20 protein-coding genes are annotated in these 22,699 nt (G+C 32.2%); 7 read left to right on the top strand and 13 right to left on the bottom strand.

Annotated elements, in window-relative coordinates:
- Positions 1-29: 29 nt before the first annotated feature.
- The gene (lpdA, locus tag H0I30_RS07985; protein ID WP_218771345.1) at positions 30-1,430 is read right to left on the bottom strand and encodes a dihydrolipoyl dehydrogenase; all 1,401 of its coding nucleotides are present in this window, start codon (positions 1,428-1,430) and stop codon (positions 30-32) included.
- A 175-nt stretch (positions 1,431-1,605) separates the two neighbouring features.
- Between lpdA and H0I30_RS07980 the strand changes: the two genes are divergently transcribed.
- Positions 1,606-2,835: a glycosyltransferase gene (locus tag H0I30_RS07980; RefSeq protein WP_218771344.1), complete on the top strand. Its 1,230-nt coding sequence runs from the start codon at positions 1,606-1,608 to the stop codon at positions 2,833-2,835.
- A gap of 86 nt (positions 2,836-2,921) precedes the next feature.
- On the opposite strand, the gene H0I30_RS07975 is transcribed toward H0I30_RS07980, so the two are convergent.
- The 4 genes from H0I30_RS07975 to H0I30_RS07960 all read right to left on the bottom strand — a co-directional run bounded on the left by H0I30_RS07975 (position 2,922) and on the right by H0I30_RS07960 (position 7,225).
- A complete protein-coding gene (locus H0I30_RS07975) occupies positions 2,922-4,943 on the bottom strand; it encodes a M3 family metallopeptidase (protein WP_218771343.1) in 2,022 nt (673 codons plus the stop codon).
- A gap of 77 nt (positions 4,944-5,020) precedes the next feature.
- The gene (gene purE / locus H0I30_RS07970) at positions 5,021-5,500 is read right to left on the bottom strand and encodes a 5-(carboxyamino)imidazole ribonucleotide mutase (protein WP_218771342.1); all 480 of its coding nucleotides are present in this window, start codon (positions 5,498-5,500) and stop codon (positions 5,021-5,023) included.
- A gap of 91 nt (positions 5,501-5,591) precedes the next feature.
- Positions 5,592-6,749: a 5-(carboxyamino)imidazole ribonucleotide synthase gene (locus tag H0I30_RS07965; RefSeq protein ID WP_218771341.1), complete on the bottom strand. Its 1,158-nt coding sequence runs from the start codon at positions 6,747-6,749 to the stop codon at positions 5,592-5,594.
- Positions 6,750-6,814: 65 nt separating this feature from the next.
- On the bottom strand, positions 6,815-7,225 hold the full coding sequence (locus H0I30_RS07960) for a Rieske 2Fe-2S domain-containing protein (RefSeq protein WP_218771340.1): 411 nt from the start codon (positions 7,223-7,225) through the stop codon (positions 6,815-6,817).
- 109 nt (positions 7,226-7,334) lie between these two features.
- Here H0I30_RS07960 and greA point away from each other — a divergent pair, with 109 nt between their 5' ends.
- From greA to H0I30_RS07945, 3 genes are all read left to right on the top strand, one after another.
- Positions 7,335-7,808 carry a transcription elongation factor GreA gene (gene greA, locus H0I30_RS07955; RefSeq protein ID WP_218771339.1) on the top strand — a complete coding sequence of 158 codons (474 nt, stop codon included), beginning with the start codon at positions 7,335-7,337 and terminating at the stop codon, positions 7,806-7,808.
- A 138-nt stretch (positions 7,809-7,946) separates the two neighbouring features.
- Positions 7,947-8,339 (top strand): HIT family protein, encoded by a 393-nt coding sequence (locus H0I30_RS07950; RefSeq protein ID WP_218771338.1) that lies wholly within the window; start codon positions 7,947-7,949, stop codon positions 8,337-8,339.
- Position 8,340: 1 nt separating this feature from the next.
- Positions 8,341-8,538, top strand: coding sequence for a hypothetical protein (locus H0I30_RS07945; protein ID WP_218771337.1), 198 nt, complete (start codon positions 8,341-8,343; stop codon positions 8,536-8,538).
- Between the two features lie 86 nt (positions 8,539-8,624).
- Here H0I30_RS07945 and H0I30_RS07940 read toward each other — a convergent pair whose 3' ends face one another.
- A complete protein-coding gene (locus H0I30_RS07940) occupies positions 8,625-9,773 on the bottom strand; it encodes a HAMP domain-containing sensor histidine kinase (protein ID WP_218771336.1) in 1,149 nt (382 codons plus the stop codon).
- Between the two features lie 76 nt (positions 9,774-9,849).
- On the opposite strand from H0I30_RS07940, the gene H0I30_RS07935 reads away from it, so the two are divergent.
- Together H0I30_RS07935 and H0I30_RS07930 are read left to right on the top strand one after the other, a co-directional pair.
- The gene (locus H0I30_RS07935) at positions 9,850-10,710 is read left to right on the top strand and encodes a flavin reductase family protein (RefSeq protein WP_218771335.1); all 861 of its coding nucleotides are present in this window, start codon (positions 9,850-9,852) and stop codon (positions 10,708-10,710) included.
- A gap of 8 nt (positions 10,711-10,718) precedes the next feature.
- Complete coding sequence (locus H0I30_RS07930; RefSeq protein ID WP_218771334.1) at positions 10,719-11,084, top strand: DUF3127 domain-containing protein; 366 nt, start codon at positions 10,719-10,721, stop codon at positions 11,082-11,084.
- A 219-nt stretch (positions 11,085-11,303) separates the two neighbouring features.
- On the opposite strand, the gene H0I30_RS07925 is transcribed toward H0I30_RS07930, so the two are convergent.
- The 3 genes from H0I30_RS07925 to H0I30_RS07915 form a co-directional block, all read right to left on the bottom strand.
- On the bottom strand, positions 11,304-11,543 hold the full coding sequence (locus tag H0I30_RS07925; protein WP_218771333.1) for a DUF1456 family protein: 240 nt from the start codon (positions 11,541-11,543) through the stop codon (positions 11,304-11,306).
- A gap of 22 nt (positions 11,544-11,565) precedes the next feature.
- Entirely contained in the window at positions 11,566-12,195 is a 630-nt protein-coding gene (locus H0I30_RS07920; protein WP_218771332.1) for a YqaA family protein, read from the bottom strand.
- A gap of 77 nt (positions 12,196-12,272) precedes the next feature.
- On the bottom strand, positions 12,273-13,829 hold the full coding sequence (locus H0I30_RS07915; protein WP_218771331.1) for an NAD(P)/FAD-dependent oxidoreductase: 1,557 nt from the start codon (positions 13,827-13,829) through the stop codon (positions 12,273-12,275).
- A 999-nt stretch (positions 13,830-14,828) separates the two neighbouring features.
- Here H0I30_RS07915 and aat point away from each other — a divergent pair.
- On the top strand, positions 14,829-15,452 hold the full coding sequence (gene aat / locus H0I30_RS07910; protein ID WP_218771330.1) for a leucyl/phenylalanyl-tRNA--protein transferase: 624 nt from the start codon (positions 14,829-14,831) through the stop codon (positions 15,450-15,452).
- Between the two features lie 102 nt (positions 15,453-15,554).
- Here aat and H0I30_RS07905 read toward each other — a convergent pair whose 3' ends face one another.
- From H0I30_RS07905 to H0I30_RS07890, 4 genes are all read right to left on the bottom strand, one after another.
- Entirely contained in the window at positions 15,555-16,262 is a 708-nt protein-coding gene (locus H0I30_RS07905; protein WP_218771329.1) for a hypothetical protein, read from the bottom strand.
- A 295-nt stretch (positions 16,263-16,557) separates the two neighbouring features.
- The gene (locus H0I30_RS07900; protein WP_218771328.1) at positions 16,558-18,006 is read right to left on the bottom strand and encodes an NAD(P)/FAD-dependent oxidoreductase; all 1,449 of its coding nucleotides are present in this window, start codon (positions 18,004-18,006) and stop codon (positions 16,558-16,560) included.
- A gap of 2 nt (positions 18,007-18,008) precedes the next feature.
- Complete coding sequence (locus H0I30_RS07895) at positions 18,009-19,934, bottom strand: CocE/NonD family hydrolase (RefSeq protein ID WP_218771327.1); 1,926 nt, start codon at positions 19,932-19,934, stop codon at positions 18,009-18,011.
- 115 nt (positions 19,935-20,049) lie between these two features.
- Entirely contained in the window at positions 20,050-22,557 is a 2,508-nt protein-coding gene (locus tag H0I30_RS07890) for a zinc-dependent metalloprotease (protein WP_218771326.1), read from the bottom strand.
- Positions 22,558-22,699 lie beyond the last annotated feature (142 nt).

Raw genomic sequence — 22,699 nt, 5'->3', positions numbered from 1 at the left:
TTTTTTAAAATATATTTTAAAGCTTTGTATTAAGCGTTTAAAGGTTTTCCGTCCCAAGCAGCTTTTGCAGCTTCTTTAACAGCTTCTGAATATGTTGGATGTCCATGACATATTCTTGCTAAATCTTCAGCAGAAGCTCTAAATTCCATTGCTACGGCAGCTTCCATAATTAAATCGGCAACACGTGCACCAACCATATGAACTCCTAATACTTCATCCGTATTTTTATCAGCCAATACTTTAACAAATCCGTCAGTATCTCCACTTGCTCTAGATCTTCCTAAGGCACGCATAGAAAATTTACCCGCTTTGTAAGCAACACCAGCATCTTTTAACTCTTGTTCTGTTTTACCAACAGCGGCAACTTCTGGCCATGTATACACAATACCAGGAATTAAGTTATAATCGATATGAGGTTTTTGTCCTGCTAAAAATTCAGCAACAACAACACCTTCTTCTTCAGCTTTGTGTGCTAACATTGCTCCACGAACAACATCACCAATAGCAAAAATATTAGAAACACTAGTTTGTAAATGTTCATTTACATCTACCATTCCTTTATCAGTAAGCTTAACGCCTGCTTTTTCTAATCCTAATCCTTTTGTAAAGGCTTTACGACCAACAGCAACTAAACAATAGTCTCCATTAAAAGTAACTTCTTCACCTTTTTTATTGGTTGCTTTTACAACAACTTCGTCTCCGTTTCTTTCTACAGAAGTAACACCGTGACTTGTGTTAAACTTCATGCCTTGTTTCTTTAAAACTTTTTGAAGTTCTTTAGAAATATCAGCATCCATGGTAGGTGTAATTTTCGGAGCATATTCAATTACCGTTACATCAGCACCTAAACGTTTGTAAACAGAACCTAACTCTAAACCGATTACTCCACCACCAATTACTAATAAATGTTTTGGTACTTCTTTAAGTTTTAAAGCTTCAGTTGATGTTATAACGCGCTCTTTATCTAAAGTGATAAAAGGCAATGTAGATGGTTTAGAACCTGTAGCAATAATAATGTTTGTACCTTCAATTACTTCAGAAGTTCCGTCGTTTTTAGTAACCTTTACATGTGTTGCATCTTCAAAAGAACCTAAACCTTCATGAACAGTAATATCATTCTTGTCCATTAAATATTTAATTCCGCCTGTAGTAGTTTCTACAACATTAGCTTTACGGTCTACCATTTTTCCGAAATCGAAAGAAGGCTTTTCAACAGTAATTCCGTGCTCTTCAAAATGATGCACAGCATCGTAATAATGATGAGAAGAATCTAATAAAGCTTTAGAAGGAATACATCCTACGTTTAAACAGGTACCACCTAAAGTTGAATATTTTTCGATGATAGCTACTTTAGATCCTAATTGAGCGGCTCTAATGGCAGCAATATATCCACCTGGACCAGAACCAATAACGATTAAATCGTATTTCATAAGTCGTGTTTTTATTGTTTATGTATATCTGATAAAAATTAACGTTTTATCAGTTTATATTTTGTTTTTCAGAATAATAAGTGCAAAATTACACATAAAAGTTGATTTGCTGAAGTATGTTTTCGATTACTTTTTATCAATAAGTATCATTAATTATTTTAACTTTGAAACCATTATGAAACAACTATTAATTATCGGGTATGTTTGGGTAGAACCAAATTCTTCTGCCGCAGGAAGTAGAATGTTGCAATTAATTGAATTGTTTTTAAAGAATAATTATAAAATAACATTTGCTTCGCCAGCACAAAAAAGTGAAAAAGCAATTCATTTAACTGAATTGGGAGTAGATGAAAGATCGATTGAATTGAATAATACTTCGTTTGATGATTTTATATCTGATTTAAATCCGTCTATCGTGCTGTTTGATCGTTTTATGATGGAAGAACAGTTCGGTTGGCGAGTAGCAGAAAATTGTCCGGATGCTATAAGAATTTTGGATACTGAGGATTTACATTTTTTGCGTAAAACCCGTCATCAACAATTAAAAAAAGGCGAAATTTTTTCTACGGATTCTTTGTTAAACTCTACGGATGCTAAACGAGAAATAGCTTCGATATTGCGATGCGATTTAAGTTTAATTATTTCTTCTTATGAAGTAAAATTACTTAAAGAAGTTTTTAAAATTGATGAAAACTTACTCTGTCATCTTCCTTTTTTATTAGATAAAATTGATGAAAAGGTTATTGAAAAGTGGAAGTCTTTTAAAGAACGTGAGCATTTTGTTTTTATAGGTAACTTTTTTCATCAACCAAATGTAGATGCTGTTTTACAACTTAAATTACTATGGAAATCGATTCGGAAGCAACTACCGAAAACAGAAATTCATATTTACGGAGCCTATACAACGCAACAAATAAATCAGTTGCATAATAAAAAAGAAGGTTTTATCGTAAAAGGATTTGCTGAAGATGCCATGCAAGTTGTGAGAAACGCCAGAGTTGTTTTAGCGCCTATCCGTTTTGGAGCAGGAATAAAAGGGAAACTTACCGAAGCGATGCTATGCGGAACGCCAAGTATAACATCAAATATCGGAGCAGAAGGAATGCATGATGGTTTTAATTGGAATGGTTTTATAGAAGATGATTTTGAGGCATTTTCTAACAAAGCGATTACATTGTATTCTGATGAGAAATTATGGGAAGAGTTTCAATTAAGCGGAATAGAAATTATCAATGCTATTTATGATAAAGAAAAAATTGAGAAACCTTTTGTTGAGCGCATAAAAAAAATCCAAGAAAATATAATTGAACACCGTCAAAATAATTTTCTTGGAAGTTTGTTACAACATCAAACTTTACAAGCTACAAAATACATGAGCAAGTGGATTGAAGCTAAGAACAAGTAATTATAAATTAGTGTCAGTTCGAGCGCAGTCCAGAACTTTTAATGTTACAGTTGTAAAATTAGTTAAACAGCGCTCAAAGTTACATTTTATGCTAAAAGTCCAGCACGTTTTAAAAGCGCATCTGGTTTTGGTTCTTTTCCTCTAAAGCGTTTATATAACTCCATTGGTTTTTCGGTTCCACCTTTAGAAAGTACATTGTTTTTAAATTTATCGGCAACTTCTTTGTTAAAGATTCCTTCTTCTAAGAAATACTCAAAAGCATCAGCATCTAAAACTTCTGCCCATTTATAAGAATAGTATCCAGCAGAATATCCTCCTTGAAAAATATGAGAAAAAGCAGTACTCATACAATTTTCAGCAACATCAGGATATAGTTTTGTGTCAGCAAAAGCTTTTGATTCAAATTCTTTTACAGAAGTAATTGTTTCAGGCGATTCGCTTCCATGCCAATTCATGTCTAAGAGTCCAAAACTCAGTTGACGCAAGGTTTGCATACCTTCATGAAAACTAGCTGATTCTTTTATCTTTTTAACATATTCCATCGGAATCGTTTCTCCAGTTTCATAATGTTTTGCAAACAACTCTAAAGCTTTTTTTTCGTAACACCAGTTTTCTAAAACCTGACTAGGAAGTTCTACAAAATCCCAAGAAACAGATGTTCCAGATAAACTATTATACGTTGTGTTTGCAAGCATTCCGTGTAATGCGTGACCAAATTCATGAAATAGCGTTGTAACCTCGTTAAAGGTTAATAATGACGGTTTTGTTTCGGTAGGCTTAGTAAAGTTACAAACAATAGATACTTGCGGGCGCTCATTAACACCATTTTTAATTTGTTGCGATTTGTAAGAAGTCATCCATGCACCATTTCTTTTTCCTGGTCTAGGATGAAAATCTGCATAAAAATGTGATACGAAATTTCCTTTTGTATCGGTTACATTGTATGTTTTTACGTCTTCGTGGTATTTATCAATCGAGTTGATTTCTTCAAACTGTAAGTCGAATAATCTACTTGCAATTTCAAAAACACCGTCAATTACATTTTCTAATTTAAAATAAGGTTTTAGCAATTCTTGATCTAAAGAAAATAATTCTTTCTTTAATTTTTCTGCGTAATAAGCACCGTCCCATTTTTGAAGTTGCGTTATACCATCCAATTTTTTAGCGTAAGTAGCTAAATTATCAAATTCACGTTTTGCGGCAGGTTTTGCTTTTGCTAATAAATCGTTAGAAAAAGACAAAACTTTCTCAGGTGTTTCAGCCATTCGTTCTTCTAAAACAAAATGAGCGTGTGTTTTATAACCTAATAAATTGGCTCTTTTATGACGAAGGTTTACAATGTTTAAAACCGTTTCTTCGTTATTGAATTCGTTCTGTTGAAATCCTTTTTTACCAGCAGCAATTGCTAATTTTTTACGCAGTTCTCTATTGTCTGCATAGGTCATAAACGGAATATAACTTGGGTAATCTAAAGTGAAAATCCATCCATCTTTCTCTTTTGATATTGCTATTTCCTTAGCCGCTTCTTTTACACTTTCTGGTAAACCCGATAAATCATTTTCATCAGTTAAATGCATTTCAAAAGCATTGGTTTCTGCCAATACATTTTCTCCGAATTTTAATGAGAGTTTTGATAGTTCAGCATCAATACTACGTAATTCAGTCTTGTCAGTCTCATTTAAATTGGCTCCGTTTCTAGCAAAACTTTTGTACTGTTTATCTAGTAACATATGTTGTTCAGGAGATAATTCTAAAGAAGGTATATTCTCAAAAACAGTTTTTACTCTCTTAAATAATGCTTCATTTAATGTGATGTCATTTCTGAATTCACTCAGCCAAGGAGAAATTTCTTGTGCTATTTTCTGAATTTCATCATTAGTTTCTGCTGAGTTTAAATTAAAGAAAATTGAGGTGATTTTATTTAGTTTTTCGCCTGTAAAATCTAAAGCTACTGTGGTATTATCAAAAGTAGGAGCTTCAGTATTATTTACAATTGCATCAATTTCTGCTTTGGCTATTTTTATTCCTTCTTCAATGGCAGGTTTATAATCTGTATTTGCAATTTTAGAAAAAGGAGGTGTATTAAAGTCTTGTAAAAGTGGATTCATTTTTTAATGTTTGTGTCAGGTCGAGCGCAGTCGAAATCTAAATAGAACCTCTCGACTGCGCTCGAGGAGACAAATGATTATTTTCTTACTCTTTCTGAAGCTTGTTCAACTTTTAATTTTAAACCTTCCTTGTATGCAATGATTTTATCTAATACACACTTATCAGAAGCACCAATAATTTGAGCAGCTAAAATACCTGCATTTTTTGCACCATCTAAAGCAACAGTTGCTACTGGAACACCGCCTGGCATTTGTAATATTGATAAAACAGAATCCCAGCCATCAATAGAATTTCTGCTTTTTACAGGAACTCCGATTATTGGTAAAGGGCTCATGCTTGCTACCATTCCTGGTAAATGAGCAGCACCACCTGCGCCGGCAATAATTACTTTTACACCACGAGTATGTGCGTTTTTAGAATAGTCGACTAATTTTTCTGGTGTTCTATGAGCAGAAACAATATCTACTTCTATTTGAATATCGAAACCTTCTAAAATATCAATTGCTTCTTGCATGATTGGAAGATCTGAATCGCTTCCCATTATAATTCCTACCATAATTTATGTTTTTAAAATGAGACTCTAAAATTTGTTTCTGAATCTCATTAATTTGGGTGAGAAGCTGAAATGAATTCAGCTTGACGAGTAATTATTTACTAATTACTCTAATTGTTTCTTTTACTTGTTGCGCTATTTTTCGCGCCTCATTAATGTCTTTATTAACAATAGTTACGTGCCCCATTTTTCGAAAAGGTTTGGTTGTTTTCTTTCCGTAAATGTGTGGTGTAACTCCGTCTATTTTTAAGATTTCTGTCATGTTTTCGTAAACGACATCGCCTGTATAACCTTCTTCGCCTACTAGGTTTACCATAATCCCGGCAACTTTACTTTCTGTATTACCTAAAGGAAGGTTTAAAATACTGCGTACATGTTGTTCGAACTGGTTTGTATAACTAGCTTCAATTGAATAGTGTCCAGAGTTATGTGTTCTTGGAGCTACTTCGTTAACAATGATTTGATCATCATTAGTTTGAAACATTTCAACAGCTAACAATCCGACGAAGTCGAAATCACTAGCTACTTTTAACGCTATTTCTCTTGCTTTTTCCGCTACTTTAGAATCTATTCTTGCAGGGCAAATTACATATTCAACCTGATTTGCTTCTGGATGAAATTCCATTTCAACAACAGGGTATGTTCTTACAGATCCATTAGAATTTCTGGCTACAATAACGGCCAATTCATTTTTAAAAGGAATTAGTTTTTCAGCAATACATTCTCCTTCTGGTAATGATTGTAAATCTTCATAAGTACGAACTACTTTTACACCGGTACCATCATAACCAAATTGTGCAGATTTCCATACAAAAGGAAACTCAATAATATTGTTTTCATATGAGTGTTTTAACTCTTCTAGAAAAGCATAATGAGAAAAATCGGCAGTAGGAATTTGATGATCTTTGTAAAATAATTTTTGACGTGCTTTGTTTTGAATTATCCTCAAATTAGCAGGTTTCGGGTAAATAGTTAAGCCTTCGGCCTGTAGTTTTTCGAGTGCATCAATATTTACATTTTCTATTTCGATGGTTAGTAAATCTACCTTTTTACCGAAGTTGTAAACTGTATCAAAATCAAATAAATCTCCTTGATGGAACTCATTGCATATTTGTGCGCAAGGAGCCTCTGGATTCTTATCTAAAATTAAGGTGTAAATATCAAATTTTTGAGTTTCGGTAAGTAACATCCTACCTAATTGTCCGCCACCAAGAACGCCCAATTTAAAGTCTGAAGAAAAATAATTTTTCAAGATAAATATTTTAGTGTGTTGTTGTTATCGCAAAAATAAGAATCTAAAGTATAGTATAAATACAATTAACGAGATATTCTTAATTGCGAAGCGCTAACTTTAGTAACAAGATACATTAGGGCAGAACAGCCTTCATTATCAATTGGTGCGCCATCTGCTAAATAGTTATATTGTTTATCGTCGCAAGGGCATGTAATTTGCACGCCGTTAAAAGTCATTAAAGAGTTACAAGTAGTTTCAGGACACTGCTGATCGAAAGCTTTATAACCATTAATACCTGTTCTGAAAAGGAAAACATTACGACCCTGAATTGTGTTTTGAGAACTACCACTAGGAACTAATAATCCTTGAAACTCGGGTAATGTTAAATCGACAATAGCATTCATATCTATTCCTCTAAAACAATTATTAACAGGTGTATTATCACTACAACCCAATGTAATTGTTATAATAAATAGGTAAAGTATTTTTTTCATTATTTTAAAATAGAGTTATATAGGTAACGGTACGAATTTACAAATATTTTGTATATTTGTAGAGCAATCTCATTCCTAATCGGAATGAGATTTTTAAAGTTTAGAAATTATGAGTGAAGTATCATATTATACTGCAGAAGGATTAAAAAAATTAAAAGACGAATTATCACATTTAGAGCATACTGAAAGACCAAGAGTTTCTCAGGAAATTGGTGACGCTATAGATAAAGGAGATTTAAGTGAGAATGCAGAGTACCATGCAGCAAAAGAAGAGCAATCGTTATTAGAAACTAAAATTGCGCAACTTAAAAATGTAGTTGCGAATGCCCGTATTATTGATGAAAGTCAATTAGATACATCTAAAATATTGATTCACTCTATCGTGAAATTAAAAAATACGACTAATGGTATGGAGTTTACCTATACTTTGGTTGCAGATTCTGAGACAGATATTAGAAACGGAAAATTATCAGTAAATTCACCTATAGGAAAAGGATTATTAGGGAATAAAGTAGGTGATATCGCAGAGATTAAAGTGCCTAACGGAATTATGAAATTTGAAATCATAGAGATATCTAGATAATCTCTTTAAAAATATTTATTGATAAAAGCGTTGCGTTTGCAACGCTTTTTTTATTTTTACTTTATATTGTTAGGTTGAGTGCAGTCGAGATTTAATTTAATCATCGGTTGTGTTCTAGAAAACATTAAAACAAAAGTTATGGCAAGTATTTTTACCAAAATAATTTTAGGAGAAATCCCTTCATATAAAATCGCAGAAGACGAAAATTTTATCGCTTTTTTAGATGTGAATCCGAATGCAAAAGGACACACTTTGGTAGTTCCTAAAAGAGAAGAAAATAAACTTTTTGATTTGTCAGAAGAAGAATATAACGGATTGATGTCTTTTTCTTACCGAGTAGCAAAAGCGATAGAAAAAACGATTCCTTGCAAACGTGTTGGAATGAGTGTAATTGGTCTTGAAGTGCCGCATGTACATGTGCATTTAATTCCTTTAAACACAATGGCTGATATTCAATTTATAGAGAAAGAAAAATTAACAAATGACGAGTTTGTTACCATAGCAAAAAACATTTCTAATAATTTCAGTTAATATGAAATTTCAAAAATGGCACAAAGTGGGATTAGGCTGGGGAGTGTCTATGTTTATAACAATGACATTTATTTGGCCTTATTTTGATGGCGAAGAAATAACATTAAAAAGTGTGTTAGTGGGTTTTGTTTTTTGGATGCTTTTAGGGAGCTTCTTTTTTGGGTTGTCAATGAAAAAAAGATTAGAGAAAGAAGATTAAACTTTATTTATATCAATGTTTTTTTGAGTATTGAAGTAGTTTATTAGTTAAATAGATTGCTTCGTGACTCGCAATGACATAGAAGGCTAAACCTTGTTTAGCTGAATTTCGAAAGCAGTTCCTTTATTTATTTCAGATTTTAAAACATGTATTTTCCCGTTATGGTAATCTTCAATAATACGTTTAGATAACGACAAGCCTAATCCCCAGCCACGTTTTTTTGTGGTAAAACCAGGTTTAAATATTTGTTTGAACTGCGATTTTGCAATTCCTTTACCAGAATCGGTTACTATAATTTTTATAAACTTACTAGTTTCTTTAATTTCAAGAGAAATATTTCCCTTTCCTCGCATTGCATCAATAGCATTTTTAATTAAATTTTCAATTACCCAACCATATAACTCGATATTTAAGAAGGTTGAAAGTGTTTCTTTATCCGAAGAAAAAGAAAAATTAATTTGTTTAGAGCTTCTAGATTTTAAATAATTAAATGCTGCTTGTGTTTCTGATACAATATTATATTTCTTTAATTTAGGAAGAGAGCCAATTTTAGAAAATCGATTGGCAATGGTACTTAAACGATCAACATCTTTTTCAATTTCAACAATATATTCTTCGTTTACATCTTCAGATCTTAAAATAGCAATCCAACCTAATAAAGAAGATAACGGTGTGCCAATTTGATGAGCAGTTTCCTTAGCCATACCGGTCCAAAGTTTATTTTGTTCGGCAACTTTACTCGATTTATACACCATATAAACAATGGTTAAAAAAAGACCTAGTATTAAAAGTAATGCTAGCGGATAGTATTTAAGCTTGTATAATAAATCGGAATTTCGATAATAGAGATATTGTGTAATTCCGAAATACTCAATAACAATAGGCTCGTTCTGATCTTTCATGAGCGCTAACTGTTCCTGAAGATATTTAAGATTTTTAGACTTAACAATGTCTAAATTTCTATATAAATCAATTGTTCCGTCTTTATTTACAAGAATCGTAGGAATGTTTTCTATAGTTTCATAAACCTTATTAATTAAGTTTGTGTTTTCGTTTAAATCAGGATTAGAAGCTAGCTCTTTAAAGGCGACTGCAAATATTTCTATTTTACCACGTTCTTCTTCCTTAAATTTCTGAAAAAAAACATAGGTATTCCATAAAATAAACGAAACGATTAATATAGATACTAAAACAGTAAGGCGTTTTATCCAATAAGTATTCTTAAAAAATGTCATTAGTCAAATATAAACTATTCTATACAATAACTTAATTTGTAAAACGGTAGTATATTTACATCTAAAAAGAATATATATGTTATCACTCGATCCTAAAGAATTACCTGTAGGTAAATTACATAGTTATTTATTAGGCGCTATAGCACCAAGACCTATTGCTTTTGCAAGTACTATTGATGAAGAAGGAAATCCGAATTTATCACCGTTTAGTTTTTTTAATGTTTTCGGAGCCAATCCACCAATGTTAATTTTTTCTCCAGCACGAAGTGTAAGAGGTAATAAAACAAAACATACGTTAGATAATGCTGAAGAAACCAAAGAAGTGGTTATTAATGTGGTGAATTACGATATTGTACAACAAATGTCGTTAAGTAGTACGATGTATCCGAAGGGTGTAAATGAGTTTGAAAAAGCAGGGTTTACAATGTTACCTTCTGATGAAGTAAAGCCTTTTAGAGTAGCAGAATCGCCAGTACAATTTGAATGTAAAGTAATCGATATTATTTATACAGGAACCGAAGGAGGCGCAGGGAATTTAATTGTTTGCGAAGTGGTTAAATTACATATTAACGAAAATGTTTTAGCGGAAGACGGAAGCATAGATCAACATAAAATAGATTTAGTTGCTAGGGCAGGAGGAAGCTACTATTCTAGAGCAAGAGACGGTTTTTTTGAAATTCCAAAACCAATTTCGACTTTAGGAATTGGTGTAGATCAAATTCCTGTTGAAATTAGAAATAGTGCTGTTTTAACAGGTAATAATTTAGGAATGTTAGGTAATGTAGAACAGCTACCAAATGAGGAAACTGTTAATAACTTTGCGAAAGAACACCCAAAATATGTTTCGCTTTCAACTGAAAAAAAACATACATTTGCACAAGATTATTTAAAGAGTAATGATGTAGAAAGTGCTTGGAAAGTGCTTTTAATTAAATAGATAAGAATATGGAAGTTATAGGGAAGATTAAATTAATTAACGAAACACAAACATTTGGAGCTAGCGGATTTAGAAAACGTGAATTAGTTGTGACTACAGATGAGCAATATCCACAAATGATTATGATTGAGTTTGTACAGGATAAATGTGATGTTTTAAATAGTTATGCTGTTGGTCAAGATGTAAAAGTATCTATTAATTTAAGAGGTAGAGAGTGGATTAATCCAGAAGGAGTTGCAAAATACTTTAACTCTATTCAAGGATGGAGAATTGAGAATTTAGCACAAGCTTCTGCTCAAAATACACCACCTGTAGATCAGTTTCAACCAGCACCAGATTTATCTGCTAACGAACCAGACGATTTACCTTTTTAATATAAAAGGATTATATATACAAAAAAGAGAGCCACCGGCTCTCTTTTTACGTTTTACGGAAATCCACTCTTTTAAATGCGGATATCCCTTTTGTAGCTCTGCCAGATTAAAATATATTTGTACTATCATTTATTAGCTAGAGACTAAAGATGTATTAAGGGAAAAAAGCCTTCTGATATTGTTATCAGAAGGCTTTTATTATGTTGTATTGTATCGTTTTTATTTTTCCTTTTTAGGCATTGGTCCTCTTAAGTGAATTACTAATCCGTTTAAAAAGTTTCTAAGAATTTGATCGCCACACTCCATATATTTAGGATGCTCTTCATTTCTGAAAAAAGCACCTAACTCACCTTTAGAAACTTTAAAGTCAACCAAAGCACAGATTTCAATAATATCAGTATCACGAAATTTGTGAGCTACTCTTAATTTTTTAAAAATATCGTTGTTCGTTAATCCCATAGTAATAATATATTTTATTGTTTTAGTTAACCATTTTAAAAATAGCCCAAGCGTAAATGGCAAAACGTAAAAAACGAAATAGTCCAAATAGTACTACGTTTTTAAACGGATATTTAATCATACCAGCGGTTAAACAACTAATCGCAAAAGGTAATGGTAATAAGGCACCAACTAAAATTAAAAAACCACCCCATTTACTGGTGTTTTTAAGGTTTTTAGCCATTTTAACTTCTAAATAAAGTTTTACAGAAGCAATTTTTAAGGAAGCTCTACCTATAAAATAAGCAGTTAATCCACCAAAATAAGATAAGGTTGCTAATAGCGATAAGTTTAAAACAGGATCTGCTGTTTTTTTAGACCAAGCGATAAAAATCTCTGGCGGAATTAAACCCAGTATTGTTTCAGAAATGAAAAAAGTAGTTAATACACCTAGTCTAGAAAAAGTTTCGGTAACTGTTTGTAAACCGTCATTAATATTGTAAACATATTTATTAAATAAAAATATACCTACAACTGCACTCACTATTGGCCAAAAAGCTTTTTTTAAACTTTCCCAAATAAACATGTAAAAACCGGTACGTTGGTAGTAGTTGTGTAACCGCTTAACGTGTGGCTTTACATTCTTTTTATTTCTTCTTTTCTTAACTTTCATTTCCTTGTTTCTCTGGGCCTCTTTAGAGAATGCAAAAATACAAGGTAATTGGAAATAAATCAAAGAAATATTGTTAATTATAAGTTAGCGGTTGCAGCTTCAGCACAGCGCTCTCCATCCATTGCGGCAGATATAATTCCGCCTGCATAACCACCACCTTCCCCACAAGGAAATAAACCCTCTATTTGTGGGTGTTCTAAACTTTCTTTTCTAGGGATATTAACCGGAGATGAGGTGCGAGATTCTACTCCAATAATATTTGCTTCGGCAGTATAATAACCATGCATTTTTTTACCAAAAGCATCAAAACCTTTACGCAATCTACTACCAATAAACTTTGGCAATAAAGAATGCATTGGTGCTGAGTTTAAACCTGGCTGATAAGAAGTTTCATTTAAACTAGCCGATAATTTACCTTCTACAAAATCGGTTAAACGTTGGGCAGGGGCAACCTGACTTTTTCCACCAGCGTTAAAAGCTAATTTTTCTAAATCCTTCTGATATTCTAAACCTTTAAGCGCTCCGAATTTTTCATATTTGTATAAATCTTTATCGATATTAATTTCAACAACAATTCCCGAATTGGCAAATTTATTATTTCTACGAGAAGGCGACATTCCGTTTACAACAACCTCTCCGTTTGCCGTTGCAGCTGGCACAATAAATCCGCCCGGGCACATACAAAACGAATATACACCTCTGTTATTTGCTTGATGTACTAAACTGTATGATGCAGCTGGTAATAACTCATCTCTTTGGCCTGTGCAACTATATTGAATTTGGTCTATAATTTCTTGAGGATGCTCTACACGAACTCCCATTGCAAATGATTTTGCTTTTAATAAAATATCTTTTCTGTCAAGCAATTCGTAAATATCTCTAGCGGAATGCCCAGTTGCTAAAATCACTGAATTCACAGTCATTTCATTTCCGTTTTGCAATTGTATAGCTTGTAGCTTGCTGTTTTTAATAACAAAATCGGTAACGCGCGTATCAAAATGAACTTCACCACCATATTTGATAATATTCTCACGAATATTCTGAATGATTTTAGGCAATTTATTAGTTCCGATATGCGGATGCGCATCAATTAAAATATCTTCAGCAGCACCATGGTGTACCAAGTTTTCGAATATTTTACGAACATCGCCACGTTTTAAGCTACGGGTATATAATTTTCCGTCAGAATAGGTTCCGGCACCACCTTCTCCAAAACAGTAATTAGAATCTTCATTTACAAAATGCTCCTGATTAATAGCACGTAAATCTCTACGGCGATCTTGTACATTTTTACCACGTTCTAAAACAATTGGCTTGTAACCAAGTTCTATACAACGAAGCGCGGCATACATTCCTGCAGGTCCGAAACCGATAATATGAACTTCTTTAGCGTTAGATACATCTTGATAATCAAAAATATAGTCAGGAGTATCAGGTAAAGGTTCGTTAATATAAACCGCTACTTTATAATTAAAAACCACGTCTTTTTTACGCGCATCGATAGATTTACGTAATACTTTTACCGTAGTTATGTTAGTAATAGCGATGTCTAATTTTCTAGAAGCTTTCTTTTTTAAGATGTCTTCTTTCTTTTCTTCTATTAAATTAACGCGTAGTTGAAGTTCTTTTACCATGGTGCAAAATTATGCAAAATTGAATTGATACGTTTTTATTTCTGCAAGAATTATAAAAAATGAAATCAAAGCAGTTTTTTTATCTGTTATTCTGATATTAACTATGCTATCTTTGCAGCTATAATTAACTTAATTATGATGTTTTATGAATGTCAGTTCGAGTGATTTTATAAAGTGTAACGGAATAAAATAGTATCGAGAACTATTATGTGAAATCATTATTCTCGATACAAATTTCACTTATTTTAATCGTGAAATTCACTCGAATTGATAGCTGTTTATTATAATGCATAATGAGTTAATTACGATAGTTTTTAGTACTGTCAGTTCGAGTGATTTTATAAAGTGTAACGGAATAAAATAGTATCGAGAACTATTATGTGAAATCATTATTCTCGATACAAATTTCACTTATTTTAATCGTGAAATTCATTCGAATTGATAGCTGTTTATTATAATGCATAATGAGTTAATTACGATAGTTTTTAGTACTGTCAGTTCGAGTGATTTTATAAAGTGATAACGGAATAAAATAGTATCGAGAACTAGTTTTTAAGTATGATTCTTATTCTCGATATAAATTTCACTCATTTCAATCGTGAAATTTACTCGAATTGACAGCGATTTATTATAATGCATAATGAGTTAATTACGATAGTTTTTAGTACTGTCAGTTCGAGTGATTTTATAAAGTGATAACGGAATAAAATAGTATCGAGAACTAGTTTTTAAGTATGATTCTTATTCTCGATATAAATTTCACTCATTTCAATTGTGAAATTTACTCGAATTGACAGCGATTTATTATAATGCATAATGAGTTAATTACGATAGTTTTTAGTACTGTCAGTTCGAGTGATTTTATAAAGTGTAATGGAATAAAATAGTATCGAGAACTAGTTTTTAAGTATAATTCTTATTCTCGATATAAATTTCACTCATTTCAATTGTGAAATTTACTCGAATTGACAGAATTTATAAAAATTTACAATTATATATATGATTTGGTTACCTGAAGAAATAGTATTTCCGCCTTATGAATTCGCAAATGAAGAGGGTGTTTTGGCATTTGGAGGCGATTTATCTGCCAAACGGTTAATACATGCGTATAAAAACGGAATTTTCCCATGGTTTAATGAAGGCGAACCTATTGTTTGGTATTCGCCACCAGAACGCATGGTGTTGTTTCCGCAAGAAGTAAAAGTTTCTAAATCGATGCGCCAAGTATTGCGAAAAGGAGGTTTTACAGTTACCAAAAACAAAGCGTTTAAAGATGTTATTTTTAATTGTCGCCATATTGATAGAAATGATCAGTTAGGAACGTGGATTACCGACGATATGGAAGATGCTTATATTAATTTACACGAAAAAGGAATCGCAAAATCTATTGAGGTTTGGATTGATGATAAACTCGTTGCCGGTTTGTACGGAGTTGATACCGGAAACGGTATTTTTTGTGGCGAAAGTATGTTTAGCAAAGCAAGCAATATGAGTAAAGTAGCTTTTATTCACTTAGCCAAAAATGGTAGATACAAACTCATCGATTGCCAAGTGCATAACGAACATTTAGAAAGTTTAGGCGCTCGTAAAATTGATAGAAATGATTTTTTGAAGATGTTGTAAATAGGTTTTTTTGTGCTATTTGATTAGTTGTGTTTTTTTGTGCTAAAAATTGGTGAATTGGCTAAAAGCAATAATTAGTTTTACAGGTTTTGGCAGTAAGTATTATTCTTGAGAACCAATCCATAAATCAAATTCAAAATATTTTTTTTTCGAAATTCCCGGATATTCATAAGTAACACCCATGTTTAGTAAAATATAAGTAGTGGTTATTTCTAATATATCTATTCCAGCTCTATATCCTTGAACAGTAATGAATGGCGGTTTTTTAAACTTAGGTAAAGTTTCCCCATGAATTGTTTTCATTTTAGAGAATTCAAATTTTATTTCACCTGAGCCTTCAGGGTAACTCAATTGATTAACAATGTAAATTTTTGGATTATATTTAAATGATTTGTTAATACTTGAAACTTTATTATTTATTCTTTTCAAGTCTGTATCATTTAGTTCTATTAAGTTATTAAGTTGATTTTTGAATTCAACTATAGAATCAATACTTTTTTTATAGTTTTCTAACGTTTTGTCCATTTTTGTGATTTTTTCTCTTTGTGTTTTTAGAGAACTATTAAAATTTTCAGACATTTCTTTTTTGAAGTCATTAAAACCTGAATAGCCAATGAAACCAAATATAAATAGTAGTATAGCTGAGATTGACTTTAGTAGATTTAAATGATATTTAAGTTCAAAGTATCTCTCATCAATGTTTGTTTTGTTCTTTTTCTTTAGAAGCTTAAGAATCTTTTTAAGATAGAATAAATCCCCTATTAAAAGTATCAGTATTATAATTAAAAGTATAGTTGCAAATAAATTCATTTTATATCAAAATTAGTTCAGTAATTTTTCATTTACTGCAAATTGTTAAGAAATACACAATTATAAATGAAATATGTTTTACAACAACGAATTTAGTCGTTTTGTAACATAAATCAAACTAAATAACAGCGCGTCATTCTGAATTTATTTCAGAATCACATACTTACAAGAAACTATATATTATGATGCGAACCTGAAACAAGTTCAGGTTGACATAATTGTATAAAATAAACCTCGTAATTTTAATTACGAGGTTTAGTAGAAAAGTATTATTTATGCCAGTTTAAGCATGATGTTAATCAAACTTTAAAGTATCATCTTTAACCGATTTTACACGTAATGTGAAATAATCGTAAATCCAATTTTGATATAATTTCCACGGAAATTTACTTCCTTGTTTAGGTAAGTTTGCTGTAGAACGATGAATATAACCAGAGTTTAAATTAATAAGTGGTACGGTTTCCATATTCATGTCACTAACTTTAGGCACCACAACTTTATGTCCTTTTTTATCCATTAAATGAATAAGTCGGCTTGCATATTCGCTTGTTAAATCGCTTTTTAATGTCCAAGAAGCATTGGTGTAACCCGCAAAAAAGATAAAGTTAGGCAGGTCATTTAACATCAAGCCTTTGTAAGTTAATTTATCCGAAGGATTAAAAGGAATGTTTTCAACGCTAATTTTAGCATCACCAAAAGCAACTAATTGCAAACCTGTAGCGGTAATAATAATATCAGCTTCAAGTTCTTTTCCTGATTTTAAACGCAATCCGTTTTCGGTAAAACATTCAATATGATCGGTTTCTATAGATGCTTTTTTCTCTCTTATGGCTTTAAATAAATCGCCATCAGGCGCCACACAAAAACGTTGATCCCACGGATTGTAGTTTGGTGTAAAATGCGGCTCGACAGGAAAACCTTTTAATTGCTTTTTTGCCCCTTTAATGATAAAGTTTCTCATGAAATTCGGAAACTTTTTAGAGGTGTTGTAAAAAGCAATCGAAAAAAGAATGTTTTTAAAACGAATTACTTTGTGAGCTGTTTTTTTAGGCAGTGCTTTTTTTAGATAACTAGCAACTTTGTCTTTATTAGGTAACGCACCAATATAGGTTGGCGAGCGTTGTACCATAGTAACATGCGCTGTTTTTTTAGCCATTTCGGGCACTAAGGTTACAGCTGTTGCTCCGCTACCAATAACAATTGCTTTTTTGTTGGTATACTCTAAATTTTCTGGCCATTGCTGCGGATGAATAATCGTTCCTTTAAAATTAGTGATGCCTTCAAAATCTGGCGTGTAGCCATTTTTGTAGCTGTAATAACCACTGCATGAAAATAAAAAACTAGCAGTACAAGTATGTTCTTCGTTACTTTTTTGATGCTGAGTAATTACCGTCCAAATTGCTTTTTTAGTATCAAAATTTACAGAGATTACTTTTTCGTTATAACATATTTTATCACGGACTTTATATTCGTCAGTAGCTTCGTTTAGGTATTCTAAAATAGAGGGCGCATCGGCAAAAGATTTAGAAGCGTCCCATGTTTTAAAAGAATATCCGAAGGTATACATATCTGAATCAGAGCGAATTCCTGGGTATTTAAATAACGACCAAGTTCCGCCTAATTCGGCTCTCATTTCAAGAATTTTATAACTCTTGTTAGGGTTTTTTCTTGATAGGTGACAAGCGGCTCCAATACCTGATAATCCGGCACCAATAATTAATACGTCGGTATGATTTGTAGCCATCATTATTTTTTTAAGACCGTAAATTCAATGCTAGAATCGGTAAAAACTGAATGTGTTTGTGTTTTAAAATCCTTCTCATCTGCTTTGTAAATGTTGTCTACATAGGTTTGCGGATTCAAATCGATTAAAGGAAACCACGTACTTTGTACTTGAATTTGTAATTTATGTCCCTTTTTAAAGGTGTGAAATACATCTTGTAATTTAATATTTACATCCGTTTTTTTGTTAGGTGTAAACGGTTCTGGATTCGAAAAACTATTTCTAAAACGCCCACGTAAAACTTCGCTACGAACCATCATATGGTAATTGCTTAGTTTTAAGTGCGATTGCATTTCTTTGTTGTCATTTTTTAAATCCGCAGGATGCACATCAATAACTTTAACAATCCAATCGGCAGCAGAACCTGTTGTTGCTACTTTTAATTTTGCTAAAATATCACCAGCTAACGTAAAATCATCTGTTAAAACATCAGTTTCATAAACTAAAACATCTGGTCTACGTGCAGCAAAACGCTGATCATCGGTCATGTATTTTCTTGGTGTGAATACGGTTTTAATATCTTCAGAATAGGGAACAGGTCTTTTAATATCACTGATGAAATCAACTTTAGAATTGTCTTTCTTTGAAGCTGTTAATTCTTGATTTTGTGATAAAAAAAATGATTGCTTTTTTGCTTCTTTTGGAGGCCAAACATCGTATGATTTCCATTCTTTTTTACCGCTATCAAATACATAGGCTTCAGGTAATCCGCTATTTTTAGAACCGTCACCTTTTAAGAAATGATTAAAAAACTTAGTTTCGATATTCTTTTGAAACTTTAAAGAAATTGAATCTCCAAAATAATAGTTTCCAACTTTGTTAGCTACTTTATTTCGTGCCCATCCGCCGTGATCCCAAGGACCGAAAACTAACGTATTGTAATTGTTAGGTTGATTTTTTTCTATGTTTTTATAGGTTTCTAAAGGTCCGTATAAATCTTCAGCATCAAATAAACCACCAACAATCATGGTTGCTACAGTAGACGGAACTTTATCTAAATGTTGAATAATTCCTTTGCTTTGCCAAGTTTCATCATAATTTGGATGTTCTACTATTTCTTTCCAGAAAAAATCATCAATACGGTCTTTGTTTTCAGTTTTAGCAACATCTAATTTATCGTATTGAAAATATTCGTTGAGGTTTTTTAAAGGTCCTTTATCTAAGAAAAATTGATATTGATCTTGCGTATCCATTTTAGGAAAAGAATACCAAGCAGAATCCGTTGGTTGATCTTTGTAAGTTCCGAATAACGAAACAGCTCTAAAATAACTCAATAAAAAAGCACCGTTGTGGTGAAAATCATCAAAAAAGAAATCGCCAATACAAGCTTGTGGTGAGGCTGCTTTTAAAGCCGGATGTGCATCAATCGCAGAAACGGTAGCGTAGTGCCCAGGATATGAAATTCCCCATGTACCAACTTTTCCGTTATTGTTAGCAACGTTTTTTACTAACCAATCAATTGTATCATAGGTATCGGTAGTTTCATCGGCTTGTTTAGGTGTTTTGTTAGGAATATAAGCACGCATATTATCATACACGCCTTCGCTCATCCAACGACCACGAACATCTTGATATACCACAATATTTCCTTCTTTCATTAAAATGGTATTCGGACCAATTTTGGTTTTAAATTTACCGTCTCCATAAGGCCTAGAACTGTAAGGTGTTCTTTGCATTAAAATAGGGTAGGTTTTACTCGTGTCTTTAGGGGTGTAAATAGTAGTATGTAATTTAACACCATCTCGCATGCTAATAGTTACTTCTTTTTTTGTGAAATTATCCTTAACATAAGTGTCTTTAGGGGTTTGAGCAGTTGTTTGTTTTAAATCTTTTTTAGTACAGCTTACTATAAAAAGTAGTAAAAAAGCAAGTTTTAAAAAGTGTTTCATACGGTTTTGTTGATTAATAAAGAGTTATAAAAATAGCGATTCTTTTTTTAAGAATAAAAAAACACCAGTAATACATATTACTGATGTTTTAATAAAAGTCGGGGGGTAATACCTACTATTTATTAGGATTTAAAATAGTATTAACCCTGTCAGCAGCATCCTGTAAGTGGTAACGTGTAATTGTGTTACGAGCGTTAGGAATACTTCTTTTAATATCTTTTTGGATTCTTTTTAATTCGCCTCTAACGACTGCTTTAATATCAGACTGACTAATATTTACAGCAGTTTGTTTAAAATATCCACCGTTTCTTCTTACACCATTTTGATTTTTAGCTTTGTTTAATAAAAAGTCTAAACGATCTAAATGAGCTCTTTGTAAATTTCTTCTGTAACCATCAATTGTTTTGTTACTGTATAATTCAGACCAAACACCTTTTCTAAGATCACTCATCATATTTACAATACTATAAGCTTTGTTACCGTTTAAAATTTCATTTTCAATTAAACGAGTTAAACGACCGGTCTTTAAAATTTTATTTAAAGTACGTACTTGTAAACTTCTAATTTCATCTACAGAACCAGAATATTGTGTTTTAGAAATAATGTTTTGATCGATTAACCAAGTAGGCGTTTTAAACAATTCGTTGTTCACAAAAGTTAACGCTCTTTTTTGATGTTCTTTTGGTGTATGCGTATAAACAGCGCCTTCTTGATCGGCAGTTTTAAAGTTTTCGTAAACTCCACCAATATTAGAACTTACATGTCCCATATATCTGTTAAACTGACCAACTAATTGACCATACATTGTTTTTAACTCTTGATAGTCTTCACCGTTTTCGGTAGTCCATTCTTCTAACCTAGGTAAAATACGCTGTAAGTTTTTAATACCGTACGCACTTGCTTTCATAGCATCATCACCTAAATCTTCAGTTTGTGAACTAGGATCGATAGTATTTCTTGATTGTTGATGACCGAATCTATAAATAGGATCTCCTTTTTTGTCGGTAATCCATTTATTTAAGATTTCTTTTTCATCCTTAGCAGTTGTATTTAAAATAGGACGGTAACCCCAGCTCATTGCATACTTATCATAAGGCCCGATGTTTGGCATTAAAGCAACACCTTTATCTTCTGGTTGTGCAACGTAGTTAAAACGAGCATAATCCATAATAGACGGAGCAGTACTAAATTTTTTAGTAAAACTAGCAGAACGTAAAGAGTCTACTGGGTAAGCAGCAGAACTACCCATGTTGTGAGGTAAACCTAAAGTATGACCAACTTCGTGAGAAGATACAAAACGTATTAAACGCCCCATAATTTCATCTTTAAACTTGTTTTTTCTAGCTTCAGGATTAATGGCTGCAGTTTGAATAAAATACCAGTTATGTAATAACGTCATTACATTATGATACCAGTTAATATCAGATTCTAAAATTTCTCCCGAACGAGGATCACTAACGTGTGGTCCGTTTGCATTCGGAATCGGAGACGCTAAATAACGAACAACAGAATAACGAACATCTTCAGGACTCCATTCTGGATCTTCCTCTTTCGTAGGTGCATCCTTAGCAATAATTGCATTTTTAAAACCTGCAGCTTCAAAGGCAACTTGCCAATCTTCTATACCTTCTTTTATGTATTTACTCCATTTTTTAGGCGTAGCTCTATCAATATAATAAACGATTTGTTTTTTAGGCTCTACTAATTCACCTCTTTTAAACTTCGCTAAATCTTCATCTTTAACTTCTAAACGCCATCTGTCTAAATAAGTAACAGATTTACTTTTTTGAGTATCTAAACCATAATCTGTTTGTGAGCTTGTAAACCAACCAACACGTTCATCGAAATAACGACGCTTCATAGGTACTTTAGGAAGTAAAATCATAGAATTACTTAACTCTAAAGAAACGGCACCAACACTTGAGTTTGATGGTGCTTTACCTGCAACATATGTTTTTACATGGCGAACTTCAATGTTTTGAGGGTAACTACTCATACGTTCGATGTACGAACGATCTTTATCCATTTTAGTAATCTTGTAAGCTTTTCTTCTAAACTGAGGAAATCCGATTGCTTTAACATCCGAAGAAAATAGAGGAGTCGCATCAATAACAGTGGCAGTAGAATCTTTACTAAATGCTTTTATAGGGAAAGCATATAAAATAGGCTCGAAGTTAGAGTTTGTAACTGCTTCATGAATTGGTAAGATAGAATCGGCGACAACATTATGAGAAACTACGCGTAATAATATTTTTTTTTGCTTCTTCTCCCAACGTAAAACTTGTGTGTTTTGCTTACCTCCACCAAAACCAATTCCGCTTGCGGTTTTAGCAATCCTGGTAACCATTAACATTTCTCTATTTAAAAGAGAATCTGGAATTTCAAATAAATAATTGCTGTCTTTTGAGTGAACTTTAAATAAACCTTCGTCAGTTTTATGTTTTTTTGTAACAACCTTGCTATAAGGTTTTATGGCATTTTTATCTGGTTTGCTTTTAGGTTTTGCTGTTGAAGTTTTTTTGTCGTTTTTCTTCTTCTTTTTCTTTCTTTGAGCTTCTGAATTTACAGTAAAACCTAAGAAAAAGATTACAATCAATATTTTTGAAAGTAGTTTTTGTGTCATTTTTATTATGCTTGAATTATGAAATCCGAAATTAATTAAATCAAATTATTGTTATTCTTAATTAAATGTTAAAGAATAAGTGTTTTTTTTAGATATAAGATTGAAAAAAATGAATAAAACGAAACGTTATTACTTGTTTAAA

The organism is Tenacibaculum sp. AHE14PA (genome assembly GCF_019278465.1).
GTDB lineage: Bacteria > Bacteroidota > Bacteroidia > Flavobacteriales > Flavobacteriaceae > Polaribacter > Polaribacter bernardetii.
Note: the sequence above shows the minus strand (reverse complement) of the source record. Positions and strands in the feature narration are given on the sequence as shown.